The following is an 18116-nucleotide window of genomic DNA, read 5'->3' as shown; positions in this document are numbered from 1 at the left end:
AAGGTTTTAGAGGGTCTGTCCTCAGGTTGAATACAAATGCATTAAAAATGGAAGTCTCAATTACCAGGTTCTTTGTTTCAGAATTTCCTGAATCTGAGCCGGGTCAACCGGTAATTTATTAATATGCTCGCGGAGCCATTGAGAGAAGTCTTTCTCAATTTCATCCGACCATCGGGTATCAATCTGCCCCGGAGTATATTTTTGTTCACGGAGCCTTTGATGCCCAAACATATCACGGAGCCTGACTACCTCAGAGACTTTAACTACTTCTTCGGCTAAATGCGGAGGAATAAACACAACTCCGCCTTCTCTCCCCAATACAATATCGCCGGGCATTACTGTGGCATTACCAATACGTGTAGGTTGATTGATACCCACTAGGGTAGTATTTAAAGCTCTTTTAGCTTCATTTAGATGATGGGAGGGATGATAGCTTCTGTAAAAAGAAGTAAAGCCGCCTATTTCTTTCAACCCACTTAAATCCCTGACGGCTCCATCGTATACAATTCCATTGCCCGTTTTGGCATAGATAGAGTTACCCAGATTATCACCAATAGTAGGTCCGTCTTCGTACGCATTAAACTGGTCAACTACATACACATCTCCTTTCACCAGCAAATCAATAGGCCAGGCATTCTGCGACTTGATACGGCCGTCTTTATCATGGCCTTTATCATCAATGGCCGTTTGTATATCTGGTCGTCCGGGGGTAAAAATGGCTGTTACGGCTCTACCAACCAGTACAGAATCAGGATTGATGGTTTGCCAGTTGCCTTCAAACTGGTATCTGTAATTATGATTTCTCAATACCGCCCAGGCCTCTTCCAGGGTTACTTTTTTCATACGTTTCAAAAGCTTATCATCCACTTTAGGCCTGCCATCAGGAAATCTTTCGCCTTTCCATTCACGGGTAAGGTGTAGCAGGTATTCTTTTGAAATTTGCTGGGCATGAAGGCTTGATATGCCTAAAAAAAGGAAAATACCTAAATAAATTTTTTTCATAGCTATCAGGGAGAATAGGGTTTTAAATTGGTTTCAATCATTTGTCTGTTTTTGAGATTGCTCATTCGGTGGGCGTTTACTCCAGAAATTTGCCAACATTGAGCCTGTAATATTCATTACCGGCCCGAAAATTGCCGCAGCCAGACCGACCGTAGCAATGCGCCCCATTTCATTGGCTAAAGCAGATGCCAGACCGGCATTCTGCATACCTACCTCAAAAGAAATAGCACGTGCATCTGATTCTGTGAATTTCAGCAATCGGGAGAAAAAATAACCAAGTGTATAGCCAAAAAGATTATGAATGATTACTACAATGACCAGCAATAACCCGACTGTTCTGAGAGAATTGGCACCACTGGCAGTCACCACAAGTATCACATAGGCAATACCTAACATGGAAAAAACAGGCAGAATTTTATTGAATCTGGCCATTACCTTGGGCATTATTTTATAAAGTGCCAGCCCCAGAATGATGGGTAAAATCACCATTTGAGACATATCCCAGAACATGGCCCAAAATTCTACTTCAATTAAGCCTCCTCCCAAAGCTTTCATCAGAAAAGGAGTCATAATCGGTGCCATCAGGGTAGATAAAGTAGTAATAGTAACTGACAGTGCGACGTTTGCTCTGGCCATAAGTGCCATTACATTGGAGGCAAGCCCACTGGGGCTACTGCCTATTAGAATAATTCCGGCTGCAATTTCAGGCGGGAAACTGAAAATTTTTGATAATGCCAGCCCTGAAAAAGGCATAATAGTAAAATGACAAACCAGGCCTATCAGTACTTTAAGCGGAGATTTAAAAACTTCCGCAAAATCATCAATGGTCATGGTTGCCCCCATTCCCAGCATAATAACCTGTAAAACGGGTTTAATAAATGTGTTAAGTTTAACTCCGAAAAGACTACTGAAGGTATCCGGAAAATTATAGCCAAGTATAACGAGCAGAATAATGCTCAATGTGTACCAATAGTCTTTTAATTTCATTAGTGGTAATAGAAAAGTGGTTAAATGATGAGGTAGTCTTAAAAATAATCAGAGTAGAATAGTATTTGACCTACCTGATAATCGGAAACTCAGATTGTATATAGAAAAAATAAAAGGGGGCTAAAAAATATTTTGCATACCTTGACTTTTTAGACCCCCTCTGTAGATTAAGTGCATCTAAATACCTTCAAACTATTGAATAGCTTAATTCGCAAAAGAAATACAGCTGGCAATTCATCTTTTTGATGATGTATTAGTTGATTATTTATCCCACCATACTCTGGAATCCAGATCATCATTTCCTTGTCTGCCAATGGCTTCCTTCACATTAACAGAATTAACTGAAATCTCAGAATTCGGATAGGTTAATCTTCTGATAAATTCTCCTTTAATACTTTTTCCCGGAAAAGGATTGGGCATTAGCTTAGGAAAACCACTTCTTCTGAAATTCGCAAATGCTTCCGGTCCATTTAAAAAAGAAGCAACCCAATACTGCGTGTTGATTTGCTCCAAAGCATTGGCAGTATCAAAAGGGTTGTTTTTCAGGTAAGTATCTATGGCCTCTGTGGCAATGGTAGAATTGGCATCATAAGCAGCCAGTTGCTCCATATGAGCCCTGACACCATTTTTATAATAATCCTCTATCGAACCAGTTGCCCAGCCCCTTTGCACGGCTTCGGCCAGTAACAATTGGGTTTGTGCATAAGTAACCAAAAACATGGGACTGGCTACTTTGGTCATACGGGTTCTGTCAACCTGGCTATATTCATAAAAGCTCGCCAGCCCTGCAGCAGCAGCAGGCGCTTTAACAGTATTATTATCATACCCTAAAGGCATACCTATCTGGATGGCAGGGTCGGTAGATGCTCTGGAAGCTACCTGGTCAGAACCTGAACCTGCCCCAACATACCTTACAGCAATAGCCTTCAATCTCGGGTCATTGGTTTTCTTCAGGTAATCTACAAATGGAGCGGCCAGAAAGAAGTTGGCAGCTTCGGTAGAATTAAGCATCTGACCCACACCATTCACATAATTGGCGTCATGTTTAATAAAAGCGTTATCAGCATTCGAACTGAATACGCCTCCCTGAATGGCCTTTTGCACCGTTTCTTTTGCCAGATTCGCATCAACTTTGCTTAGTCTCATGCCTACACGCAACAACAAAGAGTAGCCTAGTTTCTTCCATTTAGCAATATCTCCACCATATAAAATATCTGCTGTTTCACGCGTTTTGGCTGCATCGAGTGCGGCTGATGCTTCAGTGAGTTCTTTGATAATATCTGTATAAATGGCTTGCTGCGTATCATATTTTGGCAGCACTATCTGATCTGTAAAACCTTTACCGGCCTGAGCGTAAGGCACATCACCATACGTATCAGTCAGGATAGTAAAAGCATAAGCTTTCCAGATACGGGCCATGTTAAGCAGGTTACTTCTGGCAGGGACATCTTTTACTGTTTTGATGACATCGGTTGTATACAATACGACTGTTCTGTAATACCGTTGCCATGTTTGCTGCGTGGCATCTCTATTATCCTGGTTAAAATTGGCTCCGGCAACAACTCCCGAATTGGGTGTTACCATTTGTTGAACAATCCCCATTTCATATTGCACAATCCCTGCCGGAAAAGAAGCATTAATCAACGCATTATTGAATGTAAATACCGGATTAATGGCTGTGGCTGCTGTTTTATTGATATTCAGCTCATCAAAACCTTTGTCGCACGAAGAAGCCAATACAATAAAAAAGCTTATCAATAAATAACTATATATTTTTTTCATTTTTGATAGCATTAAAATTTAACATTTAAATTGACTCCTAGACTTCGGGTTGTAGGAAGACCAGTAGACTCCAGGCCGACAAGGTTGTCAGAAGAGTAGCCAAAAGACTCCGGATCTATATTAGGCACCCATTTCTTTAACATCAATACATTATTTGCCACAAAGCTTAGTTTCACTGCTTTTATTGGAGAATTCTGAGGTAAAAATCTAGTAAAATCGTACCCGGCAGTAATCTGGCGTAGTTTCCAGTAACCCCCATTATAAATGACCGGTTCAACCAAAGCAGCAGTTCTTACTATTTCCCAATAGGGTTGTATATTGGCTTTTACTGTATTTGGTTCTCCCTTTTCGTTGACTCCGTCACCTATGATACCATCTCTGCCTTGTAAAGTAATTTTATGCAAACCCTCTCTGATCAGGTTGAAATTAGTGCCTGACAACATCTTATTACCCAATTTGAAATCGATCAGGAATGAAAGATTGACGCCCTTGTAATTAAATGAATTATTGATGCCACCTACCCATTTTGGTAAAGCGCTTCCAAACGATATAAGGTCTGGTGTACGGATAGGAAGCCCACCCGTGCCGAATATTTTTCTGCCTTGTTCGTCTCTCTTATAACCAAATCCATAAATCTGAGCCATTTCCTGGCCCACTATCTGTCTTAATTCTCCATTGAATACGTGCGTACCTACCGTGATTCTTTCACCTGGTTTATCGGTCAGTAAGCTTAAGACTTTAGTAATATTATAAGAACCATTAAATGTCAGATCCCACTGAAAATTTCTGGTTCTTAAAGGCACCAAATTAAGCAGGAACTCAACGCCTTTGTTTTCGCTTTTGCCACTATTAATCAATGTATTAATAAAACCGGAGGCATCAGAAATCTGCGCAGAAACAATCTGATCATTGGTTATTTTTCTGTAAGCAGCAAAATCAAGACCCACACGATTCTTAAATAATTTCAGCTCTAGTCCAATTTCAGACTCAGCCGTTTGCATAGGTCTTAAACCAGCATTTGGTACTGTTGTGCCCTGCGAACCACCTACTGGTTGAGCGGCACCCGACGGATTAGGAAACAAGTTGGCATTGATCCCATAAAACAGATTGTTTGAATAAGGAGCTACATCTGTATCACTACCCACTTCGGCATAGGCCACTCGCAATTTTCCGAAGTTCAACCAGCTCGGTGCGGATTTAAATGCCTGAGAGAATACAAAACTACCTGAGACTGAAGGATAAAGAATACTTCTGTTTTCGGGAGAAAGCGTCGAAAACCAGTCGTTTCTGGCAGTAACATTTACAAAAAGAAAGTCTTTATAAGATAACTCCCCTGACCCATAGATTGAGTTAACAGCTCTCTCAGATAAACCATAAATCGGGTCTTTTACCCGGCCATTCATGACTGTATACAAGCCTCTTACGACAAAATCCTGAACGAGTACACTGTTCAGATCTGAACGACGATACATCTGATTACCCCCAGCATTAATATCCACACCAAAGTCACCGAACTTTCTACTTGCTGAAATCAATACATCAGCATTGGTCTCTCTGAATCTTCTCGATTCCTGTGTAAATGTCCCATTCACAAACCCGGCAGGTGCAGGGCTTAATGAAGCATGTCCCGTCGGGAAATTATTGAATTCCTGGTCACGCGACCAGAAATCCTGCCCGATACGTCCCTGAATGAACAACCACGGTAAAATGTTATATTTGGCAGTAATATTTCCAAAAATTCTGTCGCGGCGAATGTTCTGAAACTGTTCTGCCAGTACCCAGTAAGGATTGGTACGATTCTTAAATCTTGAATAAACAAACTCGTTTCCGTCTGCATCATATTTCTTCTGGTCCAGCAAATCTAAAGGCATAGAGTTGGCCATATTATAAAGCGCTGTCGGAATAGAGTTATCCTGATTGGCTATATTCGGAGGATTTTTGTTGAACTCGTTCGAATAATTTACATTGCCCGAAAAGCTCAGTTTTTTAGATAAATCATAAGCAAAACCAAGGTTAACCGTTTTGCGGCTGAAAGTATTATTGGGTACAATCCCTTTACTATCCATATTGGCAAACGAAAGGTTAAAGCCACCTTTGTCGCCACCGGCAGATAAACTGATTGTATTGGTAAAATTCGAGCCATTTCTAAAGAATTTCCTGATTCTGTTATATACAGGCTCATACGGAACCGTAACCCCATCAAATAATACCTGTGTCATACCGGGCTGAAATTTCTCACCAAAAGACCATTGGCCGGAAGTAGGATTAGGCGTAGTAGGCCGGACACCATTTTCTCCCTGACCATATTCGTACTGGAAATCTGTAAAATCCAGAGGTGTTTCGTTGGTGTAATTTGAATTGAAACTTACGCCAATCCCACGTCCACTGCCTTTGGTTTTAGTAGTAATCATAATTACACCATCTTTTGCACGCGAACCATACAACGCCGCTGCGGTGGCTCCTTTGAGCACAGTCATACTTTCAATATCATCAGGATTTACACTCGATAAACCATCACCACCATCAGAAGTATTTCCGCCACCTCTCACAGCAATCGAATTATCAGCACCCGCATTGTTGGGATTTGTACCAAAGTTGGTATTATCAATAGGAACCCCATTAATAACAATCAGCGGGTTATTCTGGCCTGCAAAGGAAGATTGCCCGCGTATCCTGATTTTTGATGTGCCATTAGGGCCTGTACCTAAGCCGGAAATATTTACACCGGCTATTTTGCCCTGCAGGGTATTCATAAAATTAGGAGAACGATTTTCTGTAATGGCCTCTGCCGAAATCGTAGAAGTAGCATAGCCCAGTTTTTTAGCATCTTTTTTGATACCTAAGGCCGTTACCACCACCTCTTCCAATGCCTGGGTATCCTCCAGTAAGTTTACTTCAATTGTCGACCTGTTGCCAACTTTAATTTCCTGGGCTAAATAACCGATAAAACTAAAAACCAGGGTTTCTTCGGAAGAAGCATCAATCTTAAAGTTTCCTGATGCATCTGTGGTAGTTCCCCGTTGAGTACCTTTAATCGTAATACCAACTCCCGGCATAGGGTCTTTGGAAGCTCCACCTATTACACGCCCGCTTATTGACCTGGTCTGTGCTAAAATCATTAAAGGGCTAAAGAATAGTAGTAATAATAAGATTTTCTGTTTAAAACTATGAGTTCTTAATGGGTAATTCTGTTTCATTTTTGTAGAAGTTTTATTTGATAAGTACAATTTTTTATGCTTGGAATACTAAAAAATCAGGTTGATTGAAAAAATAAGATTATCGAAACTATACGCAGGAATTTGATTTCCAAATAAACAGTGTCAATTTGACACCAACTTTTGAACGCCAACTATCAGAAACGTTTGTGATAAGCGTTTTTTTTAAGTTTTTTGTAATGAATTAGTGAGATAAAAGGAATATTAATTGTTATAAAGAAATTTTTGCGTAATTTGATTATTGATAAGTAATCTTAAAAAAGTGCAACACCAGGTATGCAAAAATGTATTAAATGTAATTCAGTAGATGGGGTAATAAGATCAGGTTTTTTAAGAGGAAAACAGCGCTTTTTTTGTAAACTGTGTAATTTCCATTTCATTTTGGAAAATGAAAACGCCAAATTGCCTCAGAAAGCTAACCAGGCTACTATTGTAGATCTGGCGAAGCACTTGGGTATTGCTGCTTCTACTGTTTCAAGAGCGTTGAATGGCAAAGCTGATATAAGTCCCTTTACTAGACAAGCGGTTATGCAAGCGGCTATTGACTTGGATTACAGACCTAATTTGTTAGCTCAGAGTCTGAATAAAGGTAAGACTAATACTATTGGTGTGGTGATTCCGAATGTGGAGCTTCCTTTTTTTGCAACAGCTTTAGCAAGTATGCAGCAAGTGGCTATTGATACAGGTTACAGAATTATGGTTTGTCATTCCAGCGAATCTCAATCTGTCGAAAAACTAAATATAGAGACACTCATTGCCTGCCGTGTAGATGGATTATTAGTAAGCCATTCTAAAGAAACTACTTCCTTTGAACATATTGAGCATGTGTTAGCGAAAAGTATTCCTATAGTACATTTTGACAGAGTTTGCAATGAAATAGACACACCCAAGGTAATTCATGAAGATTTTAAAGGAAGTTTTGACTTGGTAGAACATTTAATTGTTCAGGGGTGTCAGAAAATAGGAGTTATGCTTGGTCCAGAGAAGTTTTATATCTCTCAGATTCGCCTTGAAGGCTATAAAGCGGCACTTCAAAAATATGGTATTGAAGTAGACGAGAAATATATCTATTATTCAGAAATGAATAAAAATGATGGATCAAAAGCATTTGAGTATTTCATAAATATGCAGCAGCCACCAGATGGAGTCTTTGCTATGCTCTCAAGAAATGCCATAGAAATGATGGTAGAAGCTAAAAAAAGACAGGTTAAAATTCCGGAAGAAATGGCATTTGTTGGTTTTGGAGATGATATACTATGCGAATTATTTGAACCGTCTCTTACTGTCTTTAATCATTTCCCAAACAAAGTAGGCGAAGCTGCGATTAATTTACTTATTGAAAATATTAACAGTAAAAATACTCCCAATACTACTACTCAATCGGTTCGGGGAGAGTTAATCGTTAGAGCCTCCTCAATAAATATATTTGTTAAGCATTAGTGAATTCTATAAGGATTATGTTAAATATTAGAAACTTAATAGACTTGAGAAAGTTTATTTTGATATACTATGCTATAACCCTCACTTAGATAATCGCATTCTTCATTAATCTATTTAATTTATGAACTTGGTTAAAATTATCGTATAAGAAAATAGATGCTCAGGAAAAGGTAGTTTTGTTTTGTGAAGCAAATATCTGAATCAAATGAGCATCTGATTCGGTGGTTCGATTGAGCAAAGATAGAATTAGAACATTTTAAGCAAAGACAGATACAAGAGAGTTACATGGAATTATTAAAGTTATTACTACTAGCTATTATTATTGAGAATTTTGAGCTTACTTCTTATAAGGCTACGTCAGAAGTAATGCATTTATATCTGCAAGAGATTAATCAGATACCTAAAGAGTTTGAAGATCAGAAGTTAGAATCAAAGTCTACGCGGCTCGAGGCTTCTTTGATGAGATTACGATTCAGGACTTTCCAATCAGAGGGCATAAAGTTTTTCTACATATCAAGCGATGCAGGTGGTATAGTCATACTCTTGAAAAAGTAGTGTATCGTAATTGGGATTTAGTGGCAGATGGGACGCGGATAACTAAGGATTTCGCAGCTTTTTTTAAAGAACTCAATCGATTCTAGTACAGATGCTACACAATCTATTGCAGGCCATTATGGAGTGAATGGTAAACGCCTGCAAGAGCAATATAAAGATTATTTAAGCAATTTTAAGAGTTGGTCTCAGCGAAGTCATGCGAAGAAATGGCTTCTTTTTCCAGAGAATACAGGTAAATATTTATCTATCGATGCCACTAGCTTGTCTGATGGAGAACTCTGCACAATTTTGACTAAATAAGTTATCTAAGGGGAAAAAAGGCAGCCTTGTAGCTATTGTCGCAGGTACTAGGAGACCCTCATTGATGTTTTACGGAAAATACCTATTAATCTTCGTAAGAAAGTCAAAGAAATTACTCTGGATATGGCTTCTAATATAGAGTTAATTGACAAAAGAGCATTCCCTAATGCTATAAGAGTAACAGACAGATTCCACGTCTAAAAGCTAGCCACAGAAGCTTTACAAGAAATCAGAATCAAACACAGATGAGAAGCATTGGATGCTAAAAATGATGCGATTGAGTTAGCTAAGAAGACGGATACAGACTATGTCACTAAAGTACTTCCGAATGGAGATACGATCAAACAACTCTTACCTAGAAGCAGATATGTCCTCTATAAAAAAGAAAAAGTCTGGACAGAAAATCAGAAGCAAAGAGCGGCTTTACTATTCGAATTATATCCAGACATCAAACAATCATACGATTTAACGATGAGTCTCTCTTATATCTTTGAAAATACAACTGATAAACTGTATGGATTAACCAGGTTAGCTAAATGGCACGAGAGAGTAAGACAGGCTAGGTTTAAAGCTTTTAACACCGTAGCCCGTTCAATTTAAAATCATTATAAAACCATTGTCAACTTCTTTGAGAACAGAAGCACTAATGCTTCGGCTGAATCTTTTAATGCTGAAGTTGTTTAGTATTAATAAAAGATTTCCAAATTAAGATGAATTTTGTGGTGCGAATCATAAAATTATCAAAAAGTGGAAATCTTAAACGGTTCGCCGCAGCGATAAAAGTACAATAGAGCGATACATATTACCAAATTTAAGTATTGGTTTACGAGGCAAAGAATGTGAAGCTGAATTATTAACAGAAATAGTTTCGGCGATATTATATCGGTTGAAGACAGGTTGCCAATGGAGATTTTTACCGGTAAATCAGTTTTTCAGTAGCCGTATTTTGACTTGGCAAGGGGTGTATTATCATTTCAGTAAGTGGGTCAAGAACGGCTCATGGAAAAAGGTTTGGCTTAATGTTTTAGCCTCAAACCGTTGCTTTTTGGACTTATCCTCTATTCAACTTGACGGGAGTCATACCCCTGCCAAACGAGGAGGAGAAGCAGTAAGCTATCAAGGGAGAAAATCTTCAGAAACAACCAATACTTTGTATTTAGCTGATAATCAGGGGCAAATGATAGCTTGTGCAAGCCCTCAGGCAGGAGGGCATCATGATTTATACAAGATAAATGAATTATTTGGAGAACTTTGCCAAATGCTTAAGAATGCAGGAATAAATATAAAAGGGTTGTTTCTAAATACTGATTCCGGATTCGATAGTAAAGAGTTTCGCCAAATTTGTAGACACAAAGGAATAGAAGCCAATATTGATACAAATTCGAGAAACTCAAAAAATGAATTATACGACGATAGCTATCAATACTTTGATGAAAAACTTTATAAGAGACGGAGTGTTATTGAACAGGCAAACGCTTGTTAGATAGTTTTAAAGCATTATTGATCAGATTTGAAACCAAAGCCGCAAATTGGATAGCTCTAACTTTAATCTCATTTACTGTGCGATTTTTACGTAAAATCCAAACAAAAATATAATACTAAACAAGTTCAAAATAATAAAAAGTAAAAAACGAGAAAATAATAAATTTAGAACAGAATTGTCGGGATATGGAATTCTAAAAATACTAGCAGAATCCTTTTACTTTAATGAACCTTTTCCAGAAGATTGGAGATGTTTATTTGATATATTTTGAATTAATAAAAATAGAAATTTCAAATTAAATCAAATGATGTTATGCAAAATGTTATGCAACTAAAACAAAAAAGCACTTAACATTACTGCTAAGTGCTTGATTATCAGGGCTCCCGAAGCTGGGCTCGAACCAGCGACCCTCTGATTAACAGTCAGATGCTCTAACCGACTGAGCTATTCGGGATCATTTTGCCGCGACTCCTTTGTCTGAAATCGTGGTGCAAAATTAGACTTTTCAGGTATATGTGTCAACTAAAAATTAAAAAATATTTTAAAATTTCTCTGGGCTTATTATTGTACTACACCTGAAGAGTCTTATGGTCAAGACTTTAGATGGTTAAGAAAATGTTAAATTTTTTTCTTTAAACGCCTACAAAAACTACATTTCCTTCCACTTTTACCGGATAGGTCATGATCTGGTAATCTTCATCACCCATACATTTTCCGGTTTCCAGCGAAAAAGTCTTTTTATGAAACGGACAAGCCACCTTTGGTTCTCCACCTTGTGTGCCTATCATGCCTCTCGACAAAACCATTTGCTGCTTGTGCGGACAAAGATTTTGTGTGGCAAACCATTCGTTGCGTCTCGAAAAATTGTAGATGGCTATTTGTTCGCCGTCTATTAATACACAAGCGCCTCCGTTTTCGGGTATGTCTTCAATTCTGCAGGCTTGTTTCCAACTAATCGCTATGGCTGTATCTGTAAGTACCATGTTTGTTCTATGTTTTGATGTTGATAAAGATTATGCTGTTACTTTGTTCCAATCGGTGGCCATTATCTGGTCTCTCAATGGTTCATATTTCACATTCGGGTCTTTTACCTCCGGAGCATTCACAAAATGTACAAAGCGCTTGCGGATTTCAGGCGTTTCAACAGCTTCTTTCCATTCGCATAGATAGTTATCTATCAAACCTTGCATTTCTTTTTCTAAATCATCACAAATACCTAAGGTATCATCTATAATCACTGATTTCAGATAGGCAATTCCACCTTCCATTTTGTTCAACCAGGTGGCTGTGCGGGTAAGTGGCTCGGCTGTTTTAATATAGAACATCAGGAAGCGGTCAATCAATTTCAAACACATTTCACTACTCAGATCAGTAGCCAATAAGAGGGCGTGCTGAGGTTTGGAACCACCATTGCCGCATACATATAAGTTCCAGCCTTTTTCGGTAGCTATAATACCAAAGTCTTTGCTTTGGGCCTCAGCACATTCACGAATACAACCGGAAACGGCAGATTTTAATTTATGTGGAGAACGAAGTCCCTTATACCGATTCTCTACTTCTATCGCGAAACTCACAGAATCCTGTACACCAAAGCGGCACCAGGTTGTGCCTACGCAGCTTTTTACGGTACGCAGCGATTTTCCATAGGCGTGTCCGCTTTCAAAACCTGCGGCTATCAGTTCTTCCCATATTTGAGGTAAATCACCTACATGGGCACCAAACAGGTCAATACGTTGTCCACCAGTAATCTTAGTATATAAGCCATATTTTTGCGCCACTTGTCCGATTACAATCAGCTTTTCTGGGGTTATTTCTCCACCTGGTATACGAGGGACAACTGAATAGGTTCCCCCACGCTGAATATTGGCTAAGAATCGGTCGTTTGAATCCTGTGCAGTGGCGTTATCTTTTTGCAGAATCATTTCGTTCCACAAACTGGCAAGAATAGAAGCAATGGCAGGTTTACAAACTTCACAACCATCGTCTTTACCAAATTTATCCAATACCTCATCGTAGGTTTTGAGGTTATTGATTTTTACCAGATTGAATAATTCCTGACGGGTATAATCAAAATGCTCACATAAGATATTTCTGATATAGATACCCTGTGCTTTCATGGTGCCTTGAACAAGGTCTTTTACCAAAGGCATACAACCTCCGCAACCTGTGCCAGCTTTGGTGCATTTTTTTATACCATCAGCTGTGGTAACCTTATTTTCAACAATTTCGTGGCAGATACGTCCTTTAGAAATAGCTTCGCACGAACAGATAAGTGCTTCGTCGGGCAAGGCCATTACACCTGCACCCCCGTCAGATTCTCCACCTCTGCTGCCTAAAATCAAGTCTTCAGGATCTTTTGGTATCACCAGATTATTGATGGTAGTCTGCAATAGCATATTGTATTGCTCTGCATCGCCTATCAGGATACCGCCAAGCAGACTTTTCCCATCAATAGAGATATTAATTCTTTTATAAACGCCTTTCGATTTGTTTTCATAAACAATAGTCTGGCAATCCGGCTCCTGAATGAATGGATTCCCGAAACTGGCCACGTCAACCCCGATAAGCTTTAATTTGGTTGACATGTCGAATGAAATAAACGATTTGCCTTCTGAGTTGGTAACTTTGCTGAGATTTTTTGCCACCACATCAGCCATATCATAACCGGGAGCAACCAGTCCATATATCATATGATTATGCAAGGCACATTCACCGATGGCAAAAATATCAGGGTCAGACGTTTGTAAGTGATTATTAACCACAATTCCACCACGGCTGCCAACTTCCAAACCCGCCAATCTTGCTACTTCGTCTCTCGGTTTGATACCTGCCGAAATCACCAGCATATCTACATCAAGTTTTGAGCCGTCGGCAAAACTCATGCCTTTAATAGCATCATCACCTATAATTTCCTGCGTATTCTTCGATAAATGAATTTTTAGTCCTAATGATTCCAGTTTGTTTTTAAGCATATCAGAACCCAGCTGGTCAATCTGGCGAGGCATCAATTTAGGAGCAAACTCTATGACATGTATCTCTTCTAATCCTAAATCTATCAATGCCTTGCCTGCCTCTAAGCCCAATAGTCCTCCACCTATTACAGCACCTTTTCTGGCTTTTGCTGCATGGCTCTGCATCATTTCCAGATCTTCTATGGTGCGATAAACAAAGACACCCTCTTTCTCTATACCCGGAATCGACGGCACAAAAGGTGCAGAACCCGTAGCAAGTATCAGGTAATCGTAAGGTACAGAAAGTCCATGATGTGATAAGACAGTTTTGTTTTCACGGTCGATATGCGTAACCGGGTCGGAGAGGTGAATCTGGATATTATTGTCGAAATACCAGTCTAATGGAGCGAGTGTGAGATCTTCGGCGGTTTTGCCTGCAAAATATTCACTCAGATGTACACGGTCGTAAGCAGGTCGCGGTTCTTCACCAAATACGGTGATATGGAAGAAATCAGGCGCTTTGGCTATGAGTTTTTCGCAAAACTTATAGCCCACCATACCGTTGCCCACCACAACGACACGGCGTTTAGTTCCGTTTGTCATTTTGAATTATGTTTACCTACGTTTGCCCGTTTTTAGCCCGAAATTTCCCCCAAGTCAGTCTAAAAACAGTGTTAATTGATTAATCAGAAAATGAGTATAAATACTTATTTCTACTCAAATATAGTCATGCAATTTTAATTTGCAAATTTTTATTTGGCAAAATTCGAAAATTTTATGTTTCTGTTTTGAGAATTGTACTTAATGCAGAATAAATAGGAATAAATAATAGGTCTGGCCTAAATGCCAATAAAATTTACAAGATTTCTCTCAACCGTTTTGCTAATTCTGCTGTCAATATAGAAAACTACGCTTGACTATATGAAAAAACGTTTTACTACTATTTTGCTAATCTTATGGGTTTGTTTAAAGGTTTCAGGGCAAGAACAACTGACTACTATAAGGAATACTTATGATATTGGCTATTATAATGTATTCAACCTGAATAAGAGAATTGTTTGGACATCTACCGAACAAAATGGCGTTAATCTTTACACATCAGACGGCACTAAAGAAGGAACAAAACTTCTGACTAATCTTTCTACAAGCATTCCCACAGTTCCAAACAGTTTTGATGAATGGTCTATAGCTGGAGATGAATTGCTTTATAGGCTAGCCACTGGTTCAGACAAAGCAGAGATGTATAAAAATTTTTCATTGCTTCAATTTGTCACTAACGGAAGTGATAAAACGATAAAACTCTTTGAGACGAAAGATTTCATTGAAGGGTCGAGTGCCTTAAAAGTCGGGAATGATTATTATTATATCTATGGACAAAAAGATAACAATGTACTTCTCTTGAAAATATTCAAAGTTTATCCTGACTCACGCCAGGAATTGATAAAAATTATAGATTTATCAAAAGAAGATGCTTCTATAATAGATGTAAGATGGATTGAGAATGCCGGGAATCTTTATTGTAAAGTGACTATAGCACCCGATTTTCTGCTTAGTAGTCAAAGGTACCTGATAATAAATCCAGTTAATGGGGAGATTGTTAATAAAAATCAGGAAGCTTACCTTACTAGCTTTCACGGAAAAGTTTTCTTTTCTAAATATGATGAATCTGGTAAAAAATATGCCACTTATGTAACCAGTGAAGCAGGTTTGGTGAAATTATTTGAATCGGATGATGAAACTAAATTTTTCCCTCCATTAGCTGATGAGGAGGAAATTATTTTTTTTGACAAGGAGAACTGGTGGATTACGGATGGTACTATTGCTAATACAAAATTTGTAAAGAGTTTGTATCCGGATTTAGACCCGGGTATGAGAAAGAAGATAAACAATAGTTATTTATTTTATGACATGAATTTCAGAAAATGGCAGATTTATGACAATGGGGTTATGAAAAAACCCGGCATAAGCATTGTTCCGCATATAGATTTTGATAATTATCCCAAGAGTTTTGTGTATGAAAATAAATTCTACTTTAATGCACTTAAACAGGTGGATGATAAATCAAGATTATGCGTATATGTTTTTGATGGCAATGATGTTGCCCTTGCAGCAGATTTAAGTGACTATGAGAGGAATGGCCCCGGAGCAGCCATAGTTATGAAAAACGGCGGAATGTTATTTCCAATTACCCCAATCGCCAGTAGCCGGGATAAGACTTTATTTTATTGGCATCCGACTCTGACAGATCCGGTAGTAATAGCTACTGGCCCCGAGATATACGTTTATCCATTTGAAACCAATAAAGTTATCATTGCAATAATGGATAAGAGAGGTACTATTTATGAGAGTATTAATTTTAGGTTTTACGTCTCTGATTTAAAATCTCCGGCTAGATTATTTTTTCCAATTGTTTTTTTGAGTGAAGCGCAAATTCCGGGACAAGAGAACCTTCGTGTACCAGATGCTGGTGTTTTAGGTGATAAACTCTATTTTTCAGCCTATACCCCTGATACCGGTTATGAACCATGGGTAACCGACGGTACTGCAGAAGGGACAAAAATGGTGGCCGATTTATGGCAAGGTCCGCAAAGTTCTCTGCCAGGCTTTTTTAGAATGGTAAATGGTATACCGGTTTGTCAGGCTTCAACACCTGACCTTGGGCGACAACTATTTTCTCTACTACCAAAACTTGATTCACCAGTATTGGTTGTACCTAATACACAATCCTGTGAGGGAGACACTATCGTGCTGACTGCTTCCAAAGGTTTTGATTCCTATAAATGGATAATTGATGACGGAAACGAAATAATTACCACTGATAATAAACTAAGCATAACAAAATCGGGCACTTATAAAGTGATTGTGAGCAAAAACAAGGCTACTAGTTTCCCTTCTAACGCCGTAAGTATTCATTTTATCCCTCTACCTGCCAAACCTTCAATTAAGCAGGAAAACAATCAGTTAGTTGTTACTGCCACCGGACAATTGCAATGGTATTTCAACGGAACTGCCATAGTCGGAGCTATCACGAATACTTTGACTTATGCCGGTGCTGGTGACTATACCGTGAAAGTAACAGAAAATACCTGTTCAGTTGTGTCTGATAAATTATTGGTAGCCATTACTTCAACCGAAGAACTCTGGGAGGAAAAGATATATCCAAACCCGGCTAGTCATAAACTGATAGTAAAAACAAATCAACAACAACCTGTGCATCTGGAGTTAATAACAATAGAAGGAAAGACACTTTTGCAACAAACCTTATCAGAGGCACAGAATGAAATCAATCTGAAAGGATTCAATAAAGGGGTATATATTCTTAAACTTAATCAGCATACAAGGAAAATAATTATTGAGTAAGATTTAAACCACATTCTGTCCTTTTGTGTCATCATTAAAAAAGACTTTGCTTTCATGTTTCGAAAGGTAAAAATATTCTTATTCCAGAAATTGGTTAACCAGATGCTCCTGAGCATTTGTTTGGTTGGGTTTCTTATGGGTGCTTGCGATAACGTAAATCTTGCCACTAATCCAGGTGCGGGGGTTGAGGAGAACCCTAATGATATTTTTTATACGACAAAAGACCCTATAACGATTAATCCGACGACTTTAGACGGACTCGAAAACGCAAGCCAGATTAGTATTGCAAAGAATCCATTATACGGGGAAGCAAAATTTACCGACAATGGGTTGGTGTATTATCGGTTTACGAGTACTACTACTGCTAATAAAGATAATCTCATCTTGAGAGGCAGAACCCAATCTGGTAGTATGATAGATAAAGAAGTACAATTTAATATTTTTCCTTCTGCACAAGATCTTCCCTGTTTTGCTGGGGCCATTGGCGACAGAATAGTGGTGGAGGCTTCATCAACCTCCACTCTCAACGTTACAGGCAATGATAAGACCTGTTCTACTATCAGTTCAATACAAATTGAAATTCCGCCAAAGCATGGTACAGTAAGTTTGCAGGACCAGAAGATTGTCTACACAGCAGAGAAAGACTTCGTAGGAGAAGATACTTTCCTTTATCGGATAGGGATACCCAATACCAAAAATCCGGTTGCTCCGGTTGAACTGACTATTATTGAGCCAAAGGCCTGCAAAGACGGTATTAAAGAGGATGTATTGAATCTATCAAATTACGTATTGGGTTCAAAGATAGCCATTGATATTTTGCAGAACGATGTCATCTGCTCCTTGTACAGCAATGCAACACTCAGAATTGTAGCTCAACCGCAAAATGGCAAGATAAGTATTGATACAACCAGCTTTGATAAACCGGGTATTTTATATCAGGCAGATAAGAGTTTTTCGGGGTATGACACTTTTAATTATGGTTTGTATCGTGATGAAACACATTTTGTGCAGGCAAAGGTATCGGTGTCAATTAAGCCTTAA

11 protein-coding genes, 1 tRNA gene and 2 pseudogenes are annotated in these 18116 nt (G+C 38.6%); 7 read left to right on the top strand and 7 right to left on the bottom strand.

Features of this window, described 5'->3' with window-relative positions; genetic code table 11:
• Window positions 1–60 precede the first annotated feature (60 nt).
• The 4 genes from D0T08_RS02430 to D0T08_RS02415 form a co-directional block, all read right to left on the bottom strand.
• Entirely contained in the window at window positions 61–1002 is a 942-nt protein-coding gene (locus tag D0T08_RS02430; protein WP_116980967.1) for an RraA family protein, read from the bottom strand.
• 33 nt (window positions 1003–1035) lie between these two features.
• Window positions 1036–1989: a bile acid:sodium symporter family protein gene (locus D0T08_RS02425; RefSeq protein ID WP_116980966.1), complete on the bottom strand. Its 954-nt coding sequence runs from the start codon at window positions 1987–1989 to the stop codon at window positions 1036–1038.
• A gap of 261 nt (window positions 1990–2250) precedes the next feature.
• A complete protein-coding gene (locus tag D0T08_RS02420) occupies window positions 2251–3771 on the bottom strand; it encodes a SusD/RagB family nutrient-binding outer membrane lipoprotein (RefSeq protein WP_116981483.1) in 1521 nt (506 codons plus the stop codon).
• Window positions 3772–3782: 11 nt separating this feature from the next.
• Window positions 3783–6968, bottom strand: a complete 3186-nt coding sequence (locus tag D0T08_RS02415) for a SusC/RagA family TonB-linked outer membrane protein (RefSeq protein ID WP_116980965.1) — start codon at window positions 6966–6968, stop codon at window positions 3783–3785.
• A 294-nt stretch (window positions 6969–7262) separates the two neighbouring features.
• Here D0T08_RS02415 and D0T08_RS02410 point away from each other — a divergent pair, with 294 nt between their 5' ends.
• The 5 genes and pseudogenes from D0T08_RS02410 to D0T08_RS27880 all read left to right on the top strand — a co-directional run bounded on the left by D0T08_RS02410 (window position 7263) and on the right by D0T08_RS27880 (window position 10764).
• Window positions 7263–8426 carry a LacI family DNA-binding transcriptional regulator gene (locus tag D0T08_RS02410; protein ID WP_116980964.1) on the top strand — a complete coding sequence of 388 codons (1164 nt, stop codon included), beginning with the start codon at window positions 7263–7265 and terminating at the stop codon, window positions 8424–8426.
• A 285-nt stretch (window positions 8427–8711) separates the two neighbouring features.
• Entirely contained in the window at window positions 8712–8981 is a 270-nt protein-coding gene (locus tag D0T08_RS02405) for a hypothetical protein (protein WP_229238883.1), read from the top strand.
• A 360-nt stretch (window positions 8982–9341) separates the two neighbouring features.
• A pseudogene (locus D0T08_RS02395) lies at window positions 9342–9881 on the top strand (transposase).
• Window positions 9882–10167: 286 nt separating this feature from the next.
• Window positions 10168–10236, top strand: a pseudogene (locus tag D0T08_RS27885) (hypothetical protein); the annotation flags it as partial.
• A gap of 90 nt (window positions 10237–10326) precedes the next feature.
• Entirely contained in the window at window positions 10327–10764 is a 438-nt protein-coding gene (locus tag D0T08_RS27880; RefSeq protein WP_229238897.1) for a transposase family protein, read from the top strand.
• A 380-nt stretch (window positions 10765–11144) separates the two neighbouring features.
• On the opposite strand, the gene D0T08_RS02380 is transcribed toward D0T08_RS27880, so the two are convergent.
• The 3 genes from D0T08_RS02380 to nirB all read right to left on the bottom strand — a co-directional run bounded on the left by D0T08_RS02380 (window position 11145) and on the right by nirB (window position 14318).
• Window positions 11145–11218: transfer RNA gene (locus D0T08_RS02380), tRNA-Asn, on the bottom strand.
• 178 nt (window positions 11219–11396) lie between these two features.
• Window positions 11397–11747 (bottom strand): nitrite reductase small subunit NirD, encoded by a 351-nt coding sequence (gene nirD / locus D0T08_RS02375; RefSeq protein ID WP_116980962.1) that lies wholly within the window; start codon window positions 11745–11747, stop codon window positions 11397–11399.
• Between the two features lie 30 nt (window positions 11748–11777).
• Window positions 11778–14318, bottom strand: coding sequence for a nitrite reductase large subunit NirB (gene nirB, locus D0T08_RS02370; protein WP_116980961.1), 2541 nt, complete (start codon window positions 14316–14318; stop codon window positions 11778–11780).
• A 318-nt stretch (window positions 14319–14636) separates the two neighbouring features.
• Between nirB and D0T08_RS02365 the strand changes: the two genes are divergently transcribed.
• Complete coding sequence (locus D0T08_RS02365; RefSeq protein WP_116980960.1) at window positions 14637–17075, top strand: T9SS type A sorting domain-containing protein; 2439 nt, start codon at window positions 14637–14639, stop codon at window positions 17073–17075.
• Window positions 17076–17129: 54 nt separating this feature from the next.
• The gene (locus D0T08_RS02360) at window positions 17130–18116 is read left to right on the top strand and encodes an Ig-like domain-containing protein (protein ID WP_116980959.1); all 987 of its coding nucleotides are present in this window, start codon (window positions 17130–17132) and stop codon (window positions 18114–18116) included.

Source organism: Emticicia sp. C21 (assembly GCF_003418935.1).
Taxonomy (GTDB): Bacteria; Bacteroidota; Bacteroidia; order Cytophagales; family Spirosomataceae; genus Emticicia.
This window is presented reverse-complemented; position numbering and strand designations above follow the sequence as displayed.